The organism is Kribbella sp. NPDC051952 (assembly GCF_040680855.1).
Lineage (GTDB): Bacteria > Actinomycetota > Actinomycetes > Propionibacteriales > Kribbellaceae > Kribbella.
The window spans coordinates 54,811-71,639 of the sequence record NZ_JBFAXQ010000007.1 but is presented as its reverse complement, the minus strand read 5'-3'; the positions used below and the strand labels follow the sequence as shown (position 1 = coordinate 71,639).

Sequence of the window (16,829 nt, the reverse complement as noted above, 5' to 3'; positions counted from 1 at the left end):
GCCGGTTGACTACTTCAGTACGTCGTCAGCACCGCACGACCAGGCTGGTCAGCGCCGTGCAGTTGCGGATCGCCTTGTCGTTCGCCGCGACCGGGTCAGCCGGCGAACTCGCGGTCCGGGTAGCCGTGGCCTGGAACAGGCCGAGCGTCAGCAGCGTGGCATCGCCCACGAACGTCTTCGTCGTAGTTGCGCCACTCGCCAGCGATGCGACATCACAGTTCATGGTGCGGCTCGTCCCCACCCGCACACAGTTCCCACCTGCGACAGGCACCAGCCGCGACGGGACAGTTCCAACCACGCGTACGTCGGTCGCGTCGGTCGGGCCGTTGTTCTTGATCGTGACCGTGTAGGTGACCCGCGAGATGACGCCGGGCCGCACTGTCGCGCCCAGCGTGACCGCGACATCGGTCGCCTGCGGCGCCGCGGTGATGTCGAGAGTCGGACCGTCGAACGTCTCGAACGCGTAGTTCTCACCGATGAACTGGTGCTGCAGCGTGATCGTCTGCGTCGCCGCGTCCGCCTTCACGCGGAAGGTGAAGACCACCGTCGCCGACCCACCAGGTGCGATCTCGCCGACACCACCCCGGACGCTGCCGCCCAACGTGTCACACGCGAACGCCCCCGGGCACGACACCAGGTCCACCAGACCCGGCAGCGAGGTCTCCTTGGCGTACAAGCCGGCCTTGCCACCGGTGATCGCGAAATCGCGGTCGTTGTAGACGGTCTGCGTCACCGTGAAGGTTTCGCCGGCCGTGACGGTTGTCGTACCGACCTCGATCGTGCTGGTCGGTGGCACCGCGTTGGCGGCCAGGCCCACCGCGACTACCGTCGCGCCGGCAATCCCCGTTGCCAGCGCAGCACGAAGTAACTTCCAGGCATGCATAGCAAGCCCCCCATTTTCCCCTTTTGATCCCCAGTTCTGCCCCCACAGACCGCCGACGGCGGTGAAAAGCAGTATGGATGGACTCCCCGCCCCGCACAACCGCCCGACCGGTCATTTGTGTCGCATCACCGCGAATCGGAGCTATCCTGGCGCGTTCGGCTACTCCGGCAGGTCCAGTCGCCCGAGGAGATCTTCGACCCGGACGGCGCGGCCGGCCAAGCGGTGCTTCTCCCACTCGCCACGGGTCATCGAGTCGCCCACCAGGGCGAGCGCTTCCTCGAGTTCGTCCGCCAGGTAGTAGCTGGGCAGGTCGAGACGCTCACCCATCGCCTCCTCCGCCCCGAACAACTGGGCTGCGCTGACGGGATCGCCCCGGCGAAGCAGGATGTTCATCAGCGTGTTCGAGAACGCCATCGTGAGGCCCGGGCTGCCGAGTGCGAGCACGGTCGGGACCAGTTCACGGCCCAGTTCACTGGCCTCGTCGACCCGGCCGGCCAGCGCCAGCAGGTAGGCGAGGTTCTGTCCCTGGACGGCGACTTCGTGCGCGTCACCGAGCGATTCGGTGATCGCGAGTGCCTCGCGGAGCAACTCCTCGGCCCGATCCAGCCGGCCGAGTTCCTCCTCGACACCGCCGAGGTGGCCGAGGACCCGGGCCAGCCGCCAGTCGTCATCGAGGAACCGGTGGCGCTCCACGGCCTCGGTCAGGGTCCGCTCCGCCGTCTCGAGGTCGCCCTGCCGGCCTTGGACCGAACCGAGCACAGTCATCCCGAACGCAATCGCAGCTGGATCGCCCAACTCCCGGCCCATCTCGAGACTGCGGGTCGCGACTTCCTCGGCCCGGTCCGTTTCGCCCTGTATGAGCAGGACATTGGCCAAGCCACGCAGACATGCGGCCAGGTCCGGCGAGGACGTGGATCCGGCCGTAGCCACGACGTACTCGTGCCAGCGGCGGCTCTCCGCGATATACCCGCCGAGCACCCAGACCCAGCCGAGGGCCGAACAGAGGCGGAGCCCGGTCGGCAGGTCGTGCTCGACGGCCCAGCCGAGGGCGGCGCGGAAGTTGTCCAGGTCGGTCTCGGCACGTTCGAGCAATGGATCGTTGGTGTGGCTTTTCAGGACCTCGAGGTGTTCGGCCAGCTCCGCGTAGTACGACGCATGATTGCCATGGACAACATTTACCTCGTTGGTGGCCGCCAGCTCGTCACCGGCGTACTGCTGGATGGTCTGCAAGAGCTGGATCCGCGTACCTTCAGGCGTTGCGGCGAGCGCGATCAGGTTCGCGTCGTGGAGCTCGGCCACGGCATCGAGCGGATCTGTGCCGGTGGCAACGGCTTCGACAGCGGCCAGATCGGCGCCACCGGAGAAAACCGCCAGCCGGCGGAACGTACGCCGGTGTTCGTCGCTCAGCAGGTGGTACGACCAGGCGATGGTCTCGCGCAACGTGCGTTGCCGCTGCGGCGTCACCTTGCTCGCCGACGCGAGATCGAGCGCGGAGTCGACCCGGGCCAGTAGTTCCTTGACACTGAGCACCCGGATCCGGGACGCGCAGAGCTCGATCGCGAGCGGCAGGCCGTCGAGCCGACGGCAGAGGGCAACGACCTCGGCCACGTTCTCCGGGCCGAGGACGAACCCGGGCTGCACCGCGCGGGCGCGCTCGACGAACAGTTGCACGGCCGCGGACTGCTCGGCCTGGCCGTCGTCGTCCGGCAGTCCGAGCGGCATGACCGGGTGCCGGTATTCGCCGACCAGGCCGAGCCCGCGTCGCGAGGTCACGACGATCTTCACGTGCGCGGCGCCTTCGAGGATCTCGGCAACGACCTTGTCCGCGTCCGGGATCTGCTCGAGGTTGTCGAGGACAAGCAGCAAAGTGCGGGAGGCCAGGTACGCCGTGATCCGCCGACGCTCCCGCGGTGGCATGTCGAGGACCTCGGCGATCGACGACCACATCACCTCCTCGGACGTCACGGACGCGAGCGGGACGAAGTACACCCCGCCCGGGAAGCTGGTGGTCACCTGGCCGGCCACCTCGATCGCGAGCCGCGTCTTGCCCGAGCCGCCAGGGCCGGTGAGGGTGATCAGGCGGACGTCGTTGATGAGTTCGGTGATTCGGCTCAGGTCGGGGCCTCGGCCGAGAAGTTGGGTGGCCGGCACCGGCAGGCTGGTCGCCGTACCGAGGGTTCTGGGTGGCGGGAAGTCGGCTTGCAGGCCGTCGACCTCGAGTTGGAAGAGGCGTTCGGGTTCGGGGATGTCCTTCAGGTGATGCGTGCCGAGGTCGCGGACGGTGACGCCATCGGGCAGGTAGGTGAGGTCCTTTGTCACCGCGGAGAGGACGACTTGGCCGCCATGCGCCGCGCCCGCGATCCGGGCCGCCAGGTGGACGTCCATCCCCCAGTAGTCGTTGTCGTAGACACCCGGCGTACCGGTGTGGATACCCATCCGCACCCGGATCCGCTCGCCACCGGGCCAGCAATGATCGTCGAGCCCACGCTGCCCCTGGACCGCAGCCGCGACCGCGTCATCGGCGGTGGGGAACACGACGAAGAAGCTGTCGCCCTCGGTCCCCTGTTCGGCTCCGCCGTGCGCCGTCCACGCCGCGCGCAGGATCCGCCGGTGACCGTCCAGCGCATCCAGATACCGGTCCCCGAGCCGCCGCAGCAACACCGTCGAGCCCTCGATATCCGAGAACAGCATCGACACCATTCCCCCACCCATACCGTCAGTCTCAGCTGTGAGGTGGGCCGCCGTAAATAACTTGGCGGTCCGCCGATCCGGATGGCACGATGCTCGGGTCCGTGACACCACGCGAGGAGGTGAGCCCCATGAACCCAAGGGTGCTCTCGTCCCCGGTCATGGTTGGGCGACTGACGTAACTGTCGCCGAGAGCGCCAAGACTCCTTCTGAAAAGGCGACTCTCATGCAATTCAGCGCAGAAACCTCAGCGAACGGCGTCATCGAGCGCGAGTTCTCCGTCGGCGACGTACCCGGTGTCCTCTGGTCACCGACGTCCGGCTCCGCACCTCTGATCCTGATGGGTCACCCCGGCGGGCTGCACAAGAAAACGCCGGCACTTGTTGCCCGCGCCCACCACTTCGTGTCCAACGGCTTCGCCGTCGCGTCGATCGACTCCCCCGGCCACGGCGACCGCCCGCGGTCGGAGCAGGACGAGGCTTGGGTCGCGTCCATGCTGGCCGCTCGTGCGGCCGGACAGTCGATCGTGCCGATCGTCACCGAGTACAACATGTCGTTGTCGGAACGCGCCGTACCCGAATGGCAGGCGACCATCGACGCCCTCGAGAAGCTCCCGGACGTCGGTCCGATCGGCTACTGCGGCATGACCCTGGCCACCGCGATCGGCATCCCGCTCACGGCCGTCGACTCCCGCATCACGGCTGCGGTCTTCGGCGGCGTGCTCGTGTACGACGCGTTGTTCGAAGCGGCCCGCCAGGTCACCGTCCCGCTCCAGTTCATCCTCCCGCTGCACGACGACGAACTGCCCCGAGACCCCGGCCTGGCCCTCTTCGAAGCCTTCGCCTCTCCCGCGAAGACCCTGCACGCCACCCCCGGAAACCACTTCAAGGTCCCCTGGTCCGAAACCGAGGACTCGACCCACTTCTTCATCCGACACCTCAACCTTTGACCGGTTCGGTGAGTCTGAGTTAGTACGCCGTCAAGGTGGCGGCTCAAGGGGGTACGGAGATGAAGCGACTCGGAATTCTGGCCGGCGCGGCGAGTGGTGTTGCCGCGATGGGGCTGGTGATTGGTGGCGCGTTGCCGAGTAACGCGGCGCCACTGAAGACGGTTGCCGCTAGCAACACCCAGTCGGTGACCTACGTGAAGCGGTACTTCAATCATTCCAACCTGGGCTATCAGGCGACCGCCGTACTCCCGAAGACCTGGCGCCTCGTCGTCCTCGGCCAGGACCAGGCCCGGTTCACCGACCCCACCGCCAACCGGATGATCCGGTTCGACACCACCTACAACTACAAGATCAGCACCGCGACCGCCCTCAAGAACAAGATCGCCGCCCTGAAGGGGACCCGCGGCCTTCACATCGTCGGTACGTCGACGGTCACGATGCGCTCCACCACCGGCCAGGGCCCGCTGACCGCCAGCACCCTGGTCTACACCTACAAGAGCGGCAACACGACCCGGTGGGTAGCCACCCGCTACGTGGGTCTTTGGGGCACCAAGTCGGCGCTCACCGAGATCTCCACCGCCGGCGCACTCTCCGACAGCAAGCTCCTCGGCGCCGTCATCAACAACGCGACGGTCTCGCTGACGCTTGCAGGCTGATTAGCCAACCGGCTCCTCAATCCGTGGTGCGCAAAGCACCCGGTGGGGAGCCGGTTGCGGCTTTCACATGGCGGCTGAGGTGGCTGACCGAGTCGTACCCGGTCAGCTCGGCTATCGCCTGCAGCGGGAGGGTGGAGTTGCGGATATAGCCCAGCGCATGCCGCAGTTTGATGCTTTGCAAGACTGCGCGCGGGCTCGTCCCCCGCAACCGTGCGAACAGCGCCCGCAGGCCGGACGGCGAGATCCCCAGCTCGGCCGCAACCTCACCGATCCGAACCCCCGCAGCGAACCGATCCTCGAAGATTCGCTCAGCCTGCGCGACCAACTGCTCGCCTGCGGTCACCGGCGCTGCCGACGCCGTACGACGAAGCAGCAGATCCAACTCACCCAGCAGCAACGCCGTGAGCCGGTCGCTGTCATCACCGGGCTGCGCACTCTCCCGGACGATCGCGTCGAACACCCGCCCGAGACTGCGCTCCCCGTCGTCGAAACACACCCGCGGCCAAGGCCAACCGGTCGCGGCATCGACTTGCAGGAAGCGATTGGCGTACCCGGTCCGGCTGCGCTCGGCATGCCACGTCCGCGGCGGCGTGAGCAGGACGGTCCCCGGCGTAGCGGCGTACGTCTCATCTCCGACCGGGCACGTGATCCGCCCGCGCACGTAGTAGACCAGCTCCCACGATGTGTGCGCATGCGACGGGAAGTCCTTGCCCGGCCCAGCCGTGTGTACGCCGGCGCCGAGCAGTCGAGGCGATTCGTGCATAAGTCCTGTCGCCTCCTGCATTGTTCTCAAGGCACGGTGGCTCGATGCTGGCATCGATTCGTGCATCTGTGAAGGAGTCTCTCGATATGGACATGGCGACCGCACTTCGCGACCTCGGCGTCACCGACGACGTACTGACGCAGGCCGAGAAGGACCAGCTCGACCGCGACGGATTCCTCCCGCTCGAGGGAATCCTGACCCTGGAAGAGGTGTCCAGCCTCAACAAACGACTCGCAGAACTCACCGCCGCCGAAGGCGACCGGGCCGGCCTCGAGGTCCACCAGGAGCAAGGCACCGACCGCCTGGCCGACCTGGTCAACAAGGACCCGAGGTTCGAGGTCTGCTTCAGCCACCCACGCGTCCTGGCCGCGATGAATCACGTACTCGGCGAGTTCAAGCTCTCGTCCCTCAACAGCCGCGCCGCCCACCCCGGCAAGGGTCACCAGGCCCTGCATGCCGACTCCGGCCACCCGGTCACCCCCGGCGCTTACGAAGTCTGCAACTCGATCTGGCTCCTGGACGACTTCACTCCGGAGAATGGCGCCACCCGAGTAGTCCCCGGATCCCACCGCCGCGGCACCCTCCCCGCCGACGAAATGTCCGATCCGGCCGACGCCCATCCCGACCAGATTCAACTCGAAGGCAAGGCCGGTACGGTCGTCATCTTCAACAGCCACCTCTGGCACGGCGGCACCGAGAACCGCACCACCAACCCCCGGCGAGCGCTCCACTCCTATTTCGCCCAGCGCCACCTGCCCCAGCAACTCGACCAGCAGACCTACATCCGAGTTGCCACCTACAACCGCCTGACGCCCGCCCAGCGCTTCGTCCTCGACGTCACCGGGACGGACTGATCGGCCGGCTCGATTCGCGGATGACCAGTTGGTGCGGGACGGTGTAGATGCGGGCCGGGTCGCGATTGCCGTCGATCCTGCTGATCAGGGCCTCGAACGTCTTGTCCGCCAGGAGATCGAGGTCGGTGGCGACACTGCTGAGGCTCGGGGACAGATAGCGGCCGTCGATGATGTTGTCCCAGCCGATCACCGCCACGTCGTCGGGGACCCGGACCTGATGCTCGATCAGGGTCCGGATCGCCCCGATGGCGAGCAGATCGCTGGCGCAGACCAGGGCGTCGATCTCGTCGATCCGGGGCAGCAGCCGCTCGGCCATCGCCGTACCGGCCTCCCGGCTGTAGCGGTCACAGCGAAGCAACCACTCGTCGCGACTCTCGAGACCCAGCTCCTTCACCGCGGCGCAGAAACCCTGGAATCGCAACTGCCCGACGCTCGACGGCCGATTCGGATTGCCCCCGACGTACGCGATCCGTTGCCGTCCGCTCTCGGCCAGATGCCGTACGACGTCCCGCGCCGACTGCTCGTTGTCGATCGCGACGTAGTCCGCCGTACCTTCGCTGAGGTGTTCGCCGAGCAGCACCATCGGGGTGAACCGGCTCAGCTCCGTCACCCGCTGGGGATCCACGGCCAGCGGGCTGTAGATGACTCCGTCGATGCTGTGACCGGGATACCCACCCGCGGCGCGGAGTTCGTGGTCGTCGCTGCGGCCGGTCTCGTCGGTGAAGACGGCGTACCCATGCCGTTCGCCGGCCATGATCAGGGCGTGTGCCAACGCACCCAAGTACGGTTCGTCGATCCGTGGAACGGCCAGGGCGACGATGTTGCTGCGACCACTCTGCAACTGCCGGCCGACCAAGGACGGGGTGTAGCCGAGCTCGGCGATGGCGGCCTTGACCCGGGCCCGGGTCTCGTCCTTCACGTAGCGCCGCTCGTGGACCACGTTGGTGACGGTCTTCAGCGACACTCCGGCCAGTTCCGCGACGTCCTTCAGCCGGGCGGGACGCGTCGGGCGGCTGTCCGCACCGGCGTCAACCTCAGGCGCCATCGTTCTCCCTTCGCAACCCAACAACCGTAGGACGACATCTTGACAGAGGCCATGACCGCGGTCAGCATCGTTCTAACGTTAGAACTTCTAACGTTAGAACTGTAACCGACGCAGTGCCCTGACAAGGGAGTAGCTCGTGAAGAGGAACGCATTCGTCGCCTCGGTCGTGCTGACCACCGGAGCGCTGCTCGCCACCGCGGCGTGCACCGGCGGCGCCCCGGGCACCGGATCCGGGGACGTCAAGCAGGACAGCAACACCCAGCAGGAGATCCGCTACATGATCGGGCAGCCGGAGGATCCGGCCGACCTCGAGCTGATCAAATCCGACCTGAAGACCTTCGAGTCGAAGAACCCGGGCATCACGGTCAAGCTCGACGTGATCCCGAGCGAGAACGTCCGGACCGTGTTGCAGACCCAACTGCGCTCTGGTGAGGGTCCGGACGTCTTCGGGTACGACACCGGACCGGGCTTCGCCGGCGCCCTGGCCAAGGCCGGGCTGGTCTACGACCTGACCAAGGCGTACGCCGACAAGAAGTGGCCGATCTACGACTTCGCCAAGAAGCGGGTCACCTTCGACGGCAAGCTCGTCGGCGTACCGAGCCAGATCGAGGAGGTCGGCCTCTTCTACAACAAGACCCTGTTCGCGAAGTACGGGATCGCGCAGCCGACGAACCTCACCGAACTGACCGCGGCGGCCGAGAAGATCAAGCAGAACAACATCCTCCCGATCGCCGTCAGTGACAAGGAAGGCTGGCAGGGCGGCCACCTGCTCAGCATGTCGCTGTCCAGCGCCGTCGGTTCGAAGGGCATGGACGACCTGCTCAACGGCCGTACGTCGTGGAACAGTCAGCCGGTCACGGACGCATTGGCAGTCTGGAAGCAGTGGAACGACAAGGGTCTGCTGACTCCGTCGCCCACCGCGGTGAGCTACGACAACGCGAACGCGCTGTTCTACTCCGGCAAGGCCGCGATGACCCCGACCGGCAGCTGGCTGGCCCTCGACATCGAGCGGAACGCGAAGTTCGACGTCGGCTTCATCCCGTTCCCGGCGCAGGACGGCCCGGGCATCTTCAGTGGTGGTCTGGGGTCAGGCACCTTCGTCTCCGCGTCGACCAAGAAGGCGGACGCGTCGATCAAGTTCCTCGACTACCAGCTCACCGCCGACCACGGTCGCTGGGCCGCGGAGAAGCTGCAGGACATTCCGGCGTACCCGATCGACACGACCGGCATGAAGGCGTCGCCCTTGTTCAAGCAGGTGCTGGACGACTCCGCGAAGATTGCCGACGGCACCGGTGACTTCGGCTACAACATCGACGTCCTGACCACCGACGTCTTCAACAACGCCATGTGGAAGGGAATCCAGGGCATCCTGAGTGGCCAGGCCGAGCCCGCGAAGGTGGCCGGCCAGCTGCAGACGGCGTACGAGAAGTCGGCGAAGTAGATGGGGGCCGCCAGCAACGTTCCTGCGGTGACCCGCCGGGCGCAAGCGCGACTGGGCATCCTGCTCGCGCTTCCGGTGGCCATCATCACGGCAGTGTTCTTCGTGTTCCCGATGCTCAACGCCCTGTACTACTCGGTCGTCGACTTCGACGGTCTCGACCCGACTCCGCCGTTCGTCGGGCTGAGCAACTTCACCGAGATGTTCACCGACTCCGCGACGTGGCATGCCCTGGGCAACAATGCGATCTGGATCCTGATCGGTACGGCGGCTCCGATGATCATCGGACTGTTGACCGCCGTACTGATCTGGTCCGGTCGCCGGGGCTCATCGGCGTACCGGCTGTTGTTCTTCCTGCCCTTCATGCTGCCTGGCGTTGCCATCGGCATCGTTTGGGGCTGGATCTACGACCCCGTCAACGGCTGGATCAACCGGGTGCTCGACGCGGTCGGGCTCGACTCCTTGAGCCGCGGCTGGCTCGGGGATCCGAACACCGCCATCTTCGCCGTACTGGCGACTGCGATCTGGGCGACGTGTGGATTCGTCACGATGATCATCCTGTCCGCGCTGCGCAACGTCGACGTGGAACTCGTCGACGCCGCGCGGATCGATGGCGCGAACGCGCTCCGACGGCTGTGGCACATCCTGTTGCCGCAGATCATGCCGGTGTTCCTGATGGTGCTGACCCTCACGCTCGTCGGCGGGTTCAGCGTGTTCGACATCATCTTCATCATGACCGGCGGTGGGCCGGCGGACGCTACTGAGGTGCTCGGGACCTACGCGTACTCGAGTGCGTTCCAGCTCAACCGGATCAGTTACGGCACCGTGCTGGCGCTGCTGATCACTGTGCTGGCGGTGCCGTTCACGGTGATGCTGAACCGGCTTCAGCGCCGGCTTTCGCTCCAAGGGCTGGGGGCCTGATGACCGATCTGTCCGTCACCGTCGCTCGCCGCACCTCACAGGTCGAGGCCCAGCAGCCCGACTTGCGCCGGTCTGCGGGGCACGCCGTCCGGCACCTGGTCCTCGTGGTGATGGCTGTGCTGACGTTGTTCCCCGTACTGCTGATCGTCTCCACGGCACTGAAGACGCCTTCGGATGTCCGCAGCGATCCGTTCGGACTGTTCTCCTCGTTCTCGTTCGAGAACATCTGGTCCGCGTGGACGGATGGGCGGTTCAGCGGCTACCTGCTGGACAGCCTGTTGCTGACCGTGCCCAGCACGGTCGTGGTGATCGTGATCTCCACCATGGCCGGATACGCGTTCGCGCGGTTGCCTTTCCCGGGACGGACGGCGATCTTCTACGTCGTCGTACTCGGGCTGCTGGTGCCCTTCTTCACCTACATGATTCCGCTGTACTTCCAGCTCCGCTCGATGGGGCTGCTGGACACCCTGGTCGGGGCCAATCTGGTGATGATCTCGACCAACCTGTCGTTCGGAACGTTCTTCATGCGGGCGTTCTTCTCCGATCTGCCCGAGGAACTCGAGCAGGCGGCGCGGATCGACGGCGCCTCGGAGACCCGGATCTTCGCGCAGGTGATGACGCCGCTGGTGAGCTCGGGTGCGGCCGCGCTGGCGGTCTTCACGTTCCTGAACAACTGGAACAACTTCCTGATCCCGCTGCTCTACCTGCCCAGCGGGAAGTACCGGCCGCTCACGGCCGGGCTCTACAACTTCACCGGCGGCCGCTCGATGGACATCGGACCGCTTGCCGCCGGCACCTTGATCACGATCATCCCGGTGATCGCGATCTTCGTCGTACTGCAACGGCAAGTCACGCAAGGGTTCATGTCCGGCGCCGTCAAGGGCTGATCCGCACTTCTGCCTTTCGAATTCGAAGGAGAGCTATGCCATCTCTGGTCAGATTCAACTCACCTCGTGTCGCTGAGGTCGTGGCTGACGTCGAGCACACTCCGGCGCCGGACGAGGTCCTGATCCGCACGCTGTACTCCGGGATTTCCGCGGGCACCGAACTGACGGCGTACCGCGGCAGCAATCCCTATATGAACAAGCGCTGGGACGACGAGTCCCGACTCTTCGTCGACGGCGACACCTCGATCAGCTATCCCGTTGATGGGTGGGGGTATGAGGAGGTCGGCGAGATCGCTTTAGTGGGTAGTGAGGCGGTTGGTGTGCAGGTCGGCGATGTGGTCTGGGGTACCTGGGGGCACCGCAGTCACACTTTGAAGAAGGCCTCGTGGGCCTCGCAGCGGATCCTGGACCCCGCTGTCGATCCGCGGGTCGGCATCTTCAGCCAGATCGGTGCGATCGCGCTGAACCTGGTGCTCGACGCCGACATCCACATCGGGGAGACGGTGGCAGTCTTCGGCCTCGGCGTACCCGGTCAGTTGGCGGCCCAGCTCGCCCGGCTGAACGGCGGCCGAGTGATTGCCGTCGACAACCTCCCGGCTCGCCGTCAACTGGCACTGGATCTCGGCGCCGACATCGCGCTCGACCCCGCCGACGGTGGGGTTGCCGAGCGGATCCGCGATCTCACCGATGGCCGCGGCGCCGATGTCTGTTTGGAGGTGTCGGGCAACTATCGCGCCTTGCACGAGGCCGTACGCGCGGTCGCGTACAGCTCACGGGTCTGCGTCGCCGGCTTCATGCAAGGCGATGGAGTCGGGCTGCGGCTGGGCGAGGAGTTTCACCACAATCGCGTGGCTTTGGTCTGCTCGCAGATCTCCGGTGTCGCGCCGGCCACGCAGCACCGCTGGAACTACGACCGGCTGGCTCGCACGGCGATCCAGTTGGCGGGTGCGAAGAGGCTGCACGTCACCGAGTTGATCACCCACACTGTCCCGATGTCTGAAGCCGCGGAGGCCTTCAAGATGCTCGACGAACGTCCCGAAGAAGCCCTGCAGGTCGTGCTCAGCTTCGAGGGGGAAGGCGCATGACCTTCCGACTTGCAGCTGCCGAGATGACTCTGCCCGGGGACACGCTGGAGGAGAAGTTCACCTTCGTCCGCAAGGTGGGCTTCGACGGTATCGAGCTGTCTGCCCGCGGCGACGGCATCTTCGGCACCCGTGTCGACGAACTACGCCGCGCGCGCGATGCCGGCGTACAGATGCCGACGGCCGTCGTCCACATGGACCACTTCATCGGCGACTTCGACGCCGACCGCCGACGAGACGCGATCGAGCAACTCAAGATCTTCCTGACCACCATCGCGGCCGCCGGCGGCACCGGCATCGTCTCCCCCCACGCCTTCGGCCTCTTCTCCCGCCGGTTGCCTCCCTTTGTGCCACCGCGATCGGTCGAAGACTCCCGCGCCGCACTGGTCGAGGCCCTCCGAGAGGTAGGCGAACACGCTGAGTCGGTAGGCACCCACGTCTACCTAGAACCCCTGAACCGCTTCGAAGACTTCGTAATCAACCAACTCGCCGACGCCGTCTCGGTCGTCGACGAAGTCAACTCCCCCGGCATCATGATCACCGCCGACACCTTCCACATGTCCATAGAAGAAGCCAACGTAGCCGACTCAATCCGCGCCGCCGCCGCCCGAATCGGCCACGTCCAACTAGGCGACACCAACCGCCTAGAACCAGGAGCCGGCCACTACAACTGGCCCGAAACCTTGGACGCCTTGGAGTCCATCGGCTACCAAGGCTGGCTAGCCATGGAATGCGGCCTAAGCACCTCCGTAGACGAAGTCCTCCCCAAGGTCGCCGAGCTGCTCTCCCGCTGAGGGTTGGACTGGAGGCGGGCGCACCATCAGCGATGATGGTGCGCCACGCCTACCTAGGGACAGTCCTTGCCGCTCAGCTCTCGCCGCCGGTCCGTGATCGACTCCCTCATCGCCGCATCCCACCGCCGTACAACGCTAGACACCGGCCGCCTCGACGCCACGTCCCTACGAACCGTGCTCGTCGACCGAGCCTCGGACCTGGGCCAGTTCGGCCTGCGGATCAGCGACGCCCACATCACCGGCCAACTCGACCTGAGCGCCTGCCAGGTCGACGTCCCGATCCACTTCGAGAACTGCGACTTCACCGAGCCGATTCTGTTGGAGGGCGCCGACCTCCATTCCCTCTTCGTCGTCGGCACGCCCGATGGATCGTCGTCAACGGTGCCCGGCATCCTCGGCAACGGCGTACGCATCCGCCGAGACCTCGTCCTGTCCCACACCCTGATCACCGGCGCGCACCAAACCGTTTCCTCCATCCGCAGCACATCCGCGGTGTGGTTGACCGAAGGCGAGATCGGCGGTCGCCTGATCGCCGTCGGCACAACCATCGACACCACCGGCGACCGCGCGATCCAAGCGGACCGGTGCAGGGTCACCGGTGAGATCCGGCTCATCCACGGTTTCCGCGCCAACGCCGAGATCAGACTCATCGGCGCCCAACTAGGTGGATCCTTGGACCTGGCCGGCTGCCAACTGGTACCACGCAACGGACGAGCCATGGACCTGGCCGAGGCCACCATCGGAGGCGGCCTCTTCATCAACGACGGCCCGCACCATGACCCACTGATCGAAGGTCGCCTGGAGCTTGGACGCGCGTCGATCAACGGCCGCCTCCTCATCCAGCGAGCAACCTTGAAGGCCCCCGCAGCCGGCGTCGGCCGCCACCACTACAACGCCAAGGATCCCGCCCAACGACTCGCAATCGTCGCCCAGGGAGCCACCATCGCCGGCGAACTGATCATCGACGAGCACACGACGGTCGAAGGCGGCACCACCCTCGCAGGCGCAACCATCGACGGCGGCATCGTCCTCGACGGCACCACCATCCACAACGGGTACGACGTCGCCCTGGACCTCACCCACGCGCGTATCGGCGCGATGCTCTCGGCAACGAACGCCGACATCGAGGGAACCGTTGATCTCGACGGAGCTGAGATAGCAGGTCCACTCGATCTGCGGACGGCACAACTCAGCAAGCCCGTTGCCCGGTACTGCCTGACCGCCGTGCGTGCCGTCGTACACGGCGATGTCCTGCTGAGAGACGCGAAGATTGGCGGCACCTACCCAGCGGCGACTCCGGGCGAGAGCGGCGGCCTCGGCTTCAGGGGCGCAGAACTTCGCGGCATGCTCGACGCCGAGGGAGCCCGGGTCACCAGCCCCGGCTACGCCGCACTCAATCTCCACCACACCCAAATCACGGGCAACCTGCGCCTGTGCAATGGCTTCCATGCGGTTGGATCCGTGCTGCTGAACCGGGCCACGATCGAAGGCCGGCTGCGATGCGACGACGGCCGCTTCGAATGGCGCAGCCGAGAGGCCAGCGATCCCCGACCGGGTGAGCTTCGCGAACGCGCAGCCGCCTTCGAATGCATCTCAGCCAACATCCGCGGCGGCGTCGGACTCGGCTGGACGATCGTCGAGGGCGTAGTCGACTTCACCGACACCCACACGTCATTCCTCGCTGACCGACCGGAACAGGACTGGCCCGCCCGCCGCAGCTACCTGACCGGCTTCAGCTACGAACGCTATTCGGCAATATCTCTGCAAGACGCGGGCGAATGGAACTGGAAAGCCCGAGCCCGATGGCTCCGCAACTGCGACCCAGCCCCTACTGGCAGCCCAGGTACTGCCGAGCCAGGTGACCCAGGTCCTTGGGAGCAAGCCGCCCGAACCCTCAAAAGCCACGGTGACCCGTCCGGCTCCCAAAAGTTACTCATGGAATACCTACGCACAAAGCGGAACCGCCGAGCCGGCCGCTTCCGCTACCGCGCGGTCCGCGTCCTGGACAGAATCTTCAACGACTGGTTCCGAGGCTACGGCTACCAACCCCTCCGAGCCCTGATCCCCCTAGCAGTCCTGGTCATCGCGATCGCGGCCCCTCTACTCCCCGCCACCTCCAACCAAGCCATGCGCACCGCCGACCCCTCCGGCGTCGTCTACACCCCCCAAGGCCCCTTAGCCCTCGTGGAGGCCGGCCACAACCCACCTGACCCCTGTGGCAAAGGAAAGGTCCGCTGCTTCAACCCCTGGCTCTACGCCATAGACACAGTCATCCCAGTAGTAGACCTAAACCAACGCTCCACCTGGTCCCCCACCACAGACACCACCACCGGCCAGTTCCTCCAAGCCGCCACCAACACAGCCACCCTCCTAGGCTGGGCCCTCTCCAGCCTCCTAGTCCTAGGCCTAGCCCAATCCACAACCCGCCCCCAGGACTAACCCACATCGAACAGGGCACCAATCGCACGGCTGCGGAGATCGATCATCTCCACCATCACAGACCAGAACTAAGGCGGAGCGGTACAGGTGGTCTGGGCGGCAGTCAGACTGCGCTTCCGCTCGCAACGACAGCGCACTTTCGCAAGGCAGGTGGAGTACAGCGTGCGTCGCCTTAGAGGCTGACCGCCCGAGTCGAACGGCTACGTACGCAGCAATCGAGCACCTCAAGTGATAGGTGTGAAATCGCCAAGTATGGAGACCTCATAGATCTTCACTGGTGCTACGTCGCGCACGTGCTTCGTCAGCAGATCACGGACCTTCAGCATCTGGTCGTGCTTTGCCTTGCTGGCACCCGCCTGGAGGACGACCACCGGAATCACGGTCATTGGCTCGGTCAAGTTGACTGTGAACCCTGGTGAGTGCCCCAATTCCTGACGCTGGTGAAGCATGCCCTCGATGATCTGCCTTGGTGTGACGCCGTCGGTTGCCGTGGTTGGGTCGGTGTCGATCCAATGCTGCAGAACGCGGGCATACATCGTGGCTTGCGCCGGCACCCATGCGATGGTGGCCGCGCCAAGTGGTTTGACCTCGATGGCGAGCAGCCTGCCGCTTGAGTCGAGTGCGAGGAGATCACACTCGGTTCCGAACTTCTTAGGTCCAGCAGGCACGTTGACGAGGGTGGCTGCCGCCCGGGTGCTGGCGAGCAGCGGCTGCATGCACTCGGTGAGCACCGCCTGCTTGTACGCGTTGTCCTTGAAGGAGGGAGTGACCTCGCGGTCGAGGATCGCCCAGTCGTCGGTGGTCTTCTTGCTGATGACGGCTTGGACAGCGCCTTCGGCCATCGCGTGCGCACGAACGGCAGGCGGGATAACGCGCTCGAGATAGCGCTCGATCTCAAGCCACTCGGTTCGAACCTCGGCGAGATCCATAGGCTCCCGCCACGCAGATTTGAAGCCGTATCGAGCATTGTGCGACCAAGTCGGATGAACCTTGAACTTCAACTTTTCCTGGACTTGGTGCACATCGAGCACCGAAGTGAGGCCGGCATAGAGCGACGCCCACTGGGCCCGCGTCTTCGGGTTCTTGCGCATTTGCAAGTCGAGCGGCAGCGCTGCCTGCTGGGCGATCACTCGCAGGCGACTCAGCACATTGTCGTTCCGGAACAGTGAGAGGAACGACTCACTGACCCGACGGTCGTAACGAATAGCGAACGGCGTGGCCATCGATCCTCCCAACAATTGAGGGCGCGACCTGGCCAGCCCGGACTGACCGATGGTGCACATACGTGGCCCGAGTTCACAACGAGGAGTCTGATCGCACAAGGGGTCGCAGCTCACTGACGCCAATCTGACGAGGCAACTCCGGCACCAGTTCATTGAGCGCCTTTACGCCTCCGCGAACACGGTCAGACAACGGGTGATCGATCGTAG

14 protein-coding genes are annotated in these 16,829 nt (G+C 65.6%); 9 read left to right on the top strand and 5 right to left on the bottom strand.

All coding sequences use genetic code 11. The annotated features are described in order from the left end of the window. Window positions 1–25: 25 nt before the first annotated feature. The gene (locus AB0L70_RS15410) at window positions 26–883 is read right to left on the bottom strand and encodes a hypothetical protein (protein WP_363684252.1); all 858 of its coding nucleotides are present in this window, start codon (window positions 881–883) and stop codon (window positions 26–28) included. Window positions 884–1,042: 159 nt separating this feature from the next. Further along, on the bottom strand, window positions 1,043–3,595 hold the full coding sequence (locus AB0L70_RS15405) for a tetratricopeptide repeat protein (RefSeq protein WP_363684250.1): 2,553 nt from the start codon (window positions 3,593–3,595) through the stop codon (window positions 1,043–1,045). 202 nt (window positions 3,596–3,797) lie between these two features. Between AB0L70_RS15405 and AB0L70_RS15400 the strand changes: the two genes are divergently transcribed. Further along, window positions 3,798–4,520: an alpha/beta hydrolase gene (locus AB0L70_RS15400; RefSeq protein ID WP_363684248.1), complete on the top strand. Its 723-nt coding sequence runs from the start codon at window positions 3,798–3,800 to the stop codon at window positions 4,518–4,520. A gap of 59 nt (window positions 4,521–4,579) precedes the next feature. Next, window positions 4,580–5,176, top strand: coding sequence for a hypothetical protein (locus tag AB0L70_RS15395; RefSeq protein WP_363684246.1), 597 nt, complete (start codon window positions 4,580–4,582; stop codon window positions 5,174–5,176). 16 nt (window positions 5,177–5,192) lie between these two features. Here the strand turns inward: AB0L70_RS15395 and AB0L70_RS15390 are convergent, their stop codons facing one another. Then, window positions 5,193–5,939: an AraC family transcriptional regulator gene (locus AB0L70_RS15390; protein WP_363684244.1), complete on the bottom strand. Its 747-nt coding sequence runs from the start codon at window positions 5,937–5,939 to the stop codon at window positions 5,193–5,195. 86 nt (window positions 5,940–6,025) lie between these two features. Between AB0L70_RS15390 and AB0L70_RS15385 the strand changes: the two genes are divergently transcribed. Beyond that, window positions 6,026–6,793 carry a phytanoyl-CoA dioxygenase family protein gene (locus tag AB0L70_RS15385; protein WP_363684242.1) on the top strand — a complete coding sequence of 256 codons (768 nt, stop codon included), beginning with the start codon at window positions 6,026–6,028 and terminating at the stop codon, window positions 6,791–6,793. Here the strand turns inward: AB0L70_RS15385 and AB0L70_RS15380 are convergent. After that, on the bottom strand, window positions 6,777–7,838 hold the full coding sequence (locus AB0L70_RS15380; protein WP_363684240.1) for a LacI family DNA-binding transcriptional regulator: 1,062 nt from the start codon (window positions 7,836–7,838) through the stop codon (window positions 6,777–6,779). The two genes, AB0L70_RS15385 and AB0L70_RS15380, sit on opposite strands and share 17 nt — an antisense overlap. Before the next feature lie 136 nt (window positions 7,839–7,974). Here AB0L70_RS15380 and AB0L70_RS15375 point away from each other — a divergent pair, with 136 nt between their 5' ends. The 6 genes from AB0L70_RS15375 to AB0L70_RS15350 all read left to right on the top strand — a co-directional run bounded on the left by AB0L70_RS15375 (window position 7,975) and on the right by AB0L70_RS15350 (window position 15,399). Then, complete coding sequence (locus AB0L70_RS15375) at window positions 7,975–9,279, top strand: extracellular solute-binding protein (RefSeq protein WP_363684238.1); 1,305 nt, start codon at window positions 7,975–7,977, stop codon at window positions 9,277–9,279. Window positions 9,280–9,306: 27 nt separating this feature from the next. Continuing rightward, window positions 9,307–10,197, top strand: a complete 891-nt coding sequence (locus tag AB0L70_RS15370) for a sugar ABC transporter permease (RefSeq protein WP_363684236.1) — start codon at window positions 9,307–9,309, stop codon at window positions 10,195–10,197. Continuing rightward, entirely contained in the window at window positions 10,197–11,084 is an 888-nt protein-coding gene (locus AB0L70_RS15365) for a carbohydrate ABC transporter permease (protein WP_363684234.1), read from the top strand. Before AB0L70_RS15370 ends, AB0L70_RS15365 begins: the two co-directional genes overlap by 1 nt. 80 nt (window positions 11,085–11,164) lie before the next feature. Next, on the top strand, window positions 11,165–12,169 hold the full coding sequence (locus AB0L70_RS15360) for a zinc-binding dehydrogenase (RefSeq protein WP_363684232.1): 1,005 nt from the start codon (window positions 11,165–11,167) through the stop codon (window positions 12,167–12,169). Then, on the top strand, window positions 12,166–12,960 hold the full coding sequence (locus AB0L70_RS15355; protein WP_363684230.1) for a sugar phosphate isomerase/epimerase family protein: 795 nt from the start codon (window positions 12,166–12,168) through the stop codon (window positions 12,958–12,960). Before AB0L70_RS15360 ends, AB0L70_RS15355 begins: the two co-directional genes overlap by 4 nt. A 174-nt stretch (window positions 12,961–13,134) precedes the next feature. Next, the gene (locus AB0L70_RS15350) at window positions 13,135–15,399 is read left to right on the top strand and encodes a hypothetical protein (protein WP_363684228.1); all 2,265 of its coding nucleotides are present in this window, start codon (window positions 13,135–13,137) and stop codon (window positions 15,397–15,399) included. 224 nt (window positions 15,400–15,623) lie between these two features. Here the strand turns inward: AB0L70_RS15350 and AB0L70_RS15345 are convergent, their stop codons facing one another. Further along, window positions 15,624–16,622: a hypothetical protein gene (locus AB0L70_RS15345; protein WP_363684226.1), complete on the bottom strand. Its 999-nt coding sequence runs from the start codon at window positions 16,620–16,622 to the stop codon at window positions 15,624–15,626. Window positions 16,623–16,829 lie beyond the last annotated feature (207 nt).

Bases quoted from the DNA above. Each gene is read 5' to 3' on its own strand.
- AB0L70_RS15400 (WP_363684248.1), top strand. From the start codon at position 3,798: ATGCAATTCAGCGCAGAAACCTCAGCGAACGGCGTCATCGAGCGCGAG.
- AB0L70_RS15395 (WP_363684246.1), top strand. From the start codon at position 4,580: ATGAAGCGACTCGGAATTCTGGCCGGCGCGGCGAGTGGTGTTGCCGCG.
- AB0L70_RS15380 (WP_363684240.1), bottom strand. From the start codon at position 7,838: ATGGCGCCTGAGGTTGACGCCGGTGCGGACAGCCGCCCGACGCGTCCC.
- AB0L70_RS15405 (WP_363684250.1), bottom strand. From the start codon at position 3,595: ATGGGTGGGGGAATGGTGTCGATGCTGTTCTCGGATATCGAGGGCTCG.
- AB0L70_RS15365 (WP_363684234.1), top strand. From the start codon at position 10,197: ATGACCGATCTGTCCGTCACCGTCGCTCGCCGCACCTCACAGGTCGAG.
- AB0L70_RS15345 (WP_363684226.1), bottom strand. From the start codon at position 16,622: ATGGCCACGCCGTTCGCTATTCGTTACGACCGTCGGGTCAGTGAGTCG.
- AB0L70_RS15390 (WP_363684244.1), bottom strand. From the start codon at position 5,939: ATGCACGAATCGCCTCGACTGCTCGGCGCCGGCGTACACACGGCTGGG.
- AB0L70_RS15355 (WP_363684230.1), top strand. From the start codon at position 12,166: ATGACCTTCCGACTTGCAGCTGCCGAGATGACTCTGCCCGGGGACACG.
- AB0L70_RS15410 (WP_363684252.1), bottom strand. From the start codon at position 883: ATGCATGCCTGGAAGTTACTTCGTGCTGCGCTGGCAACGGGGATTGCC.
- AB0L70_RS15385 (WP_363684242.1), top strand. From the start codon at position 6,026: ATGGACATGGCGACCGCACTTCGCGACCTCGGCGTCACCGACGACGTA.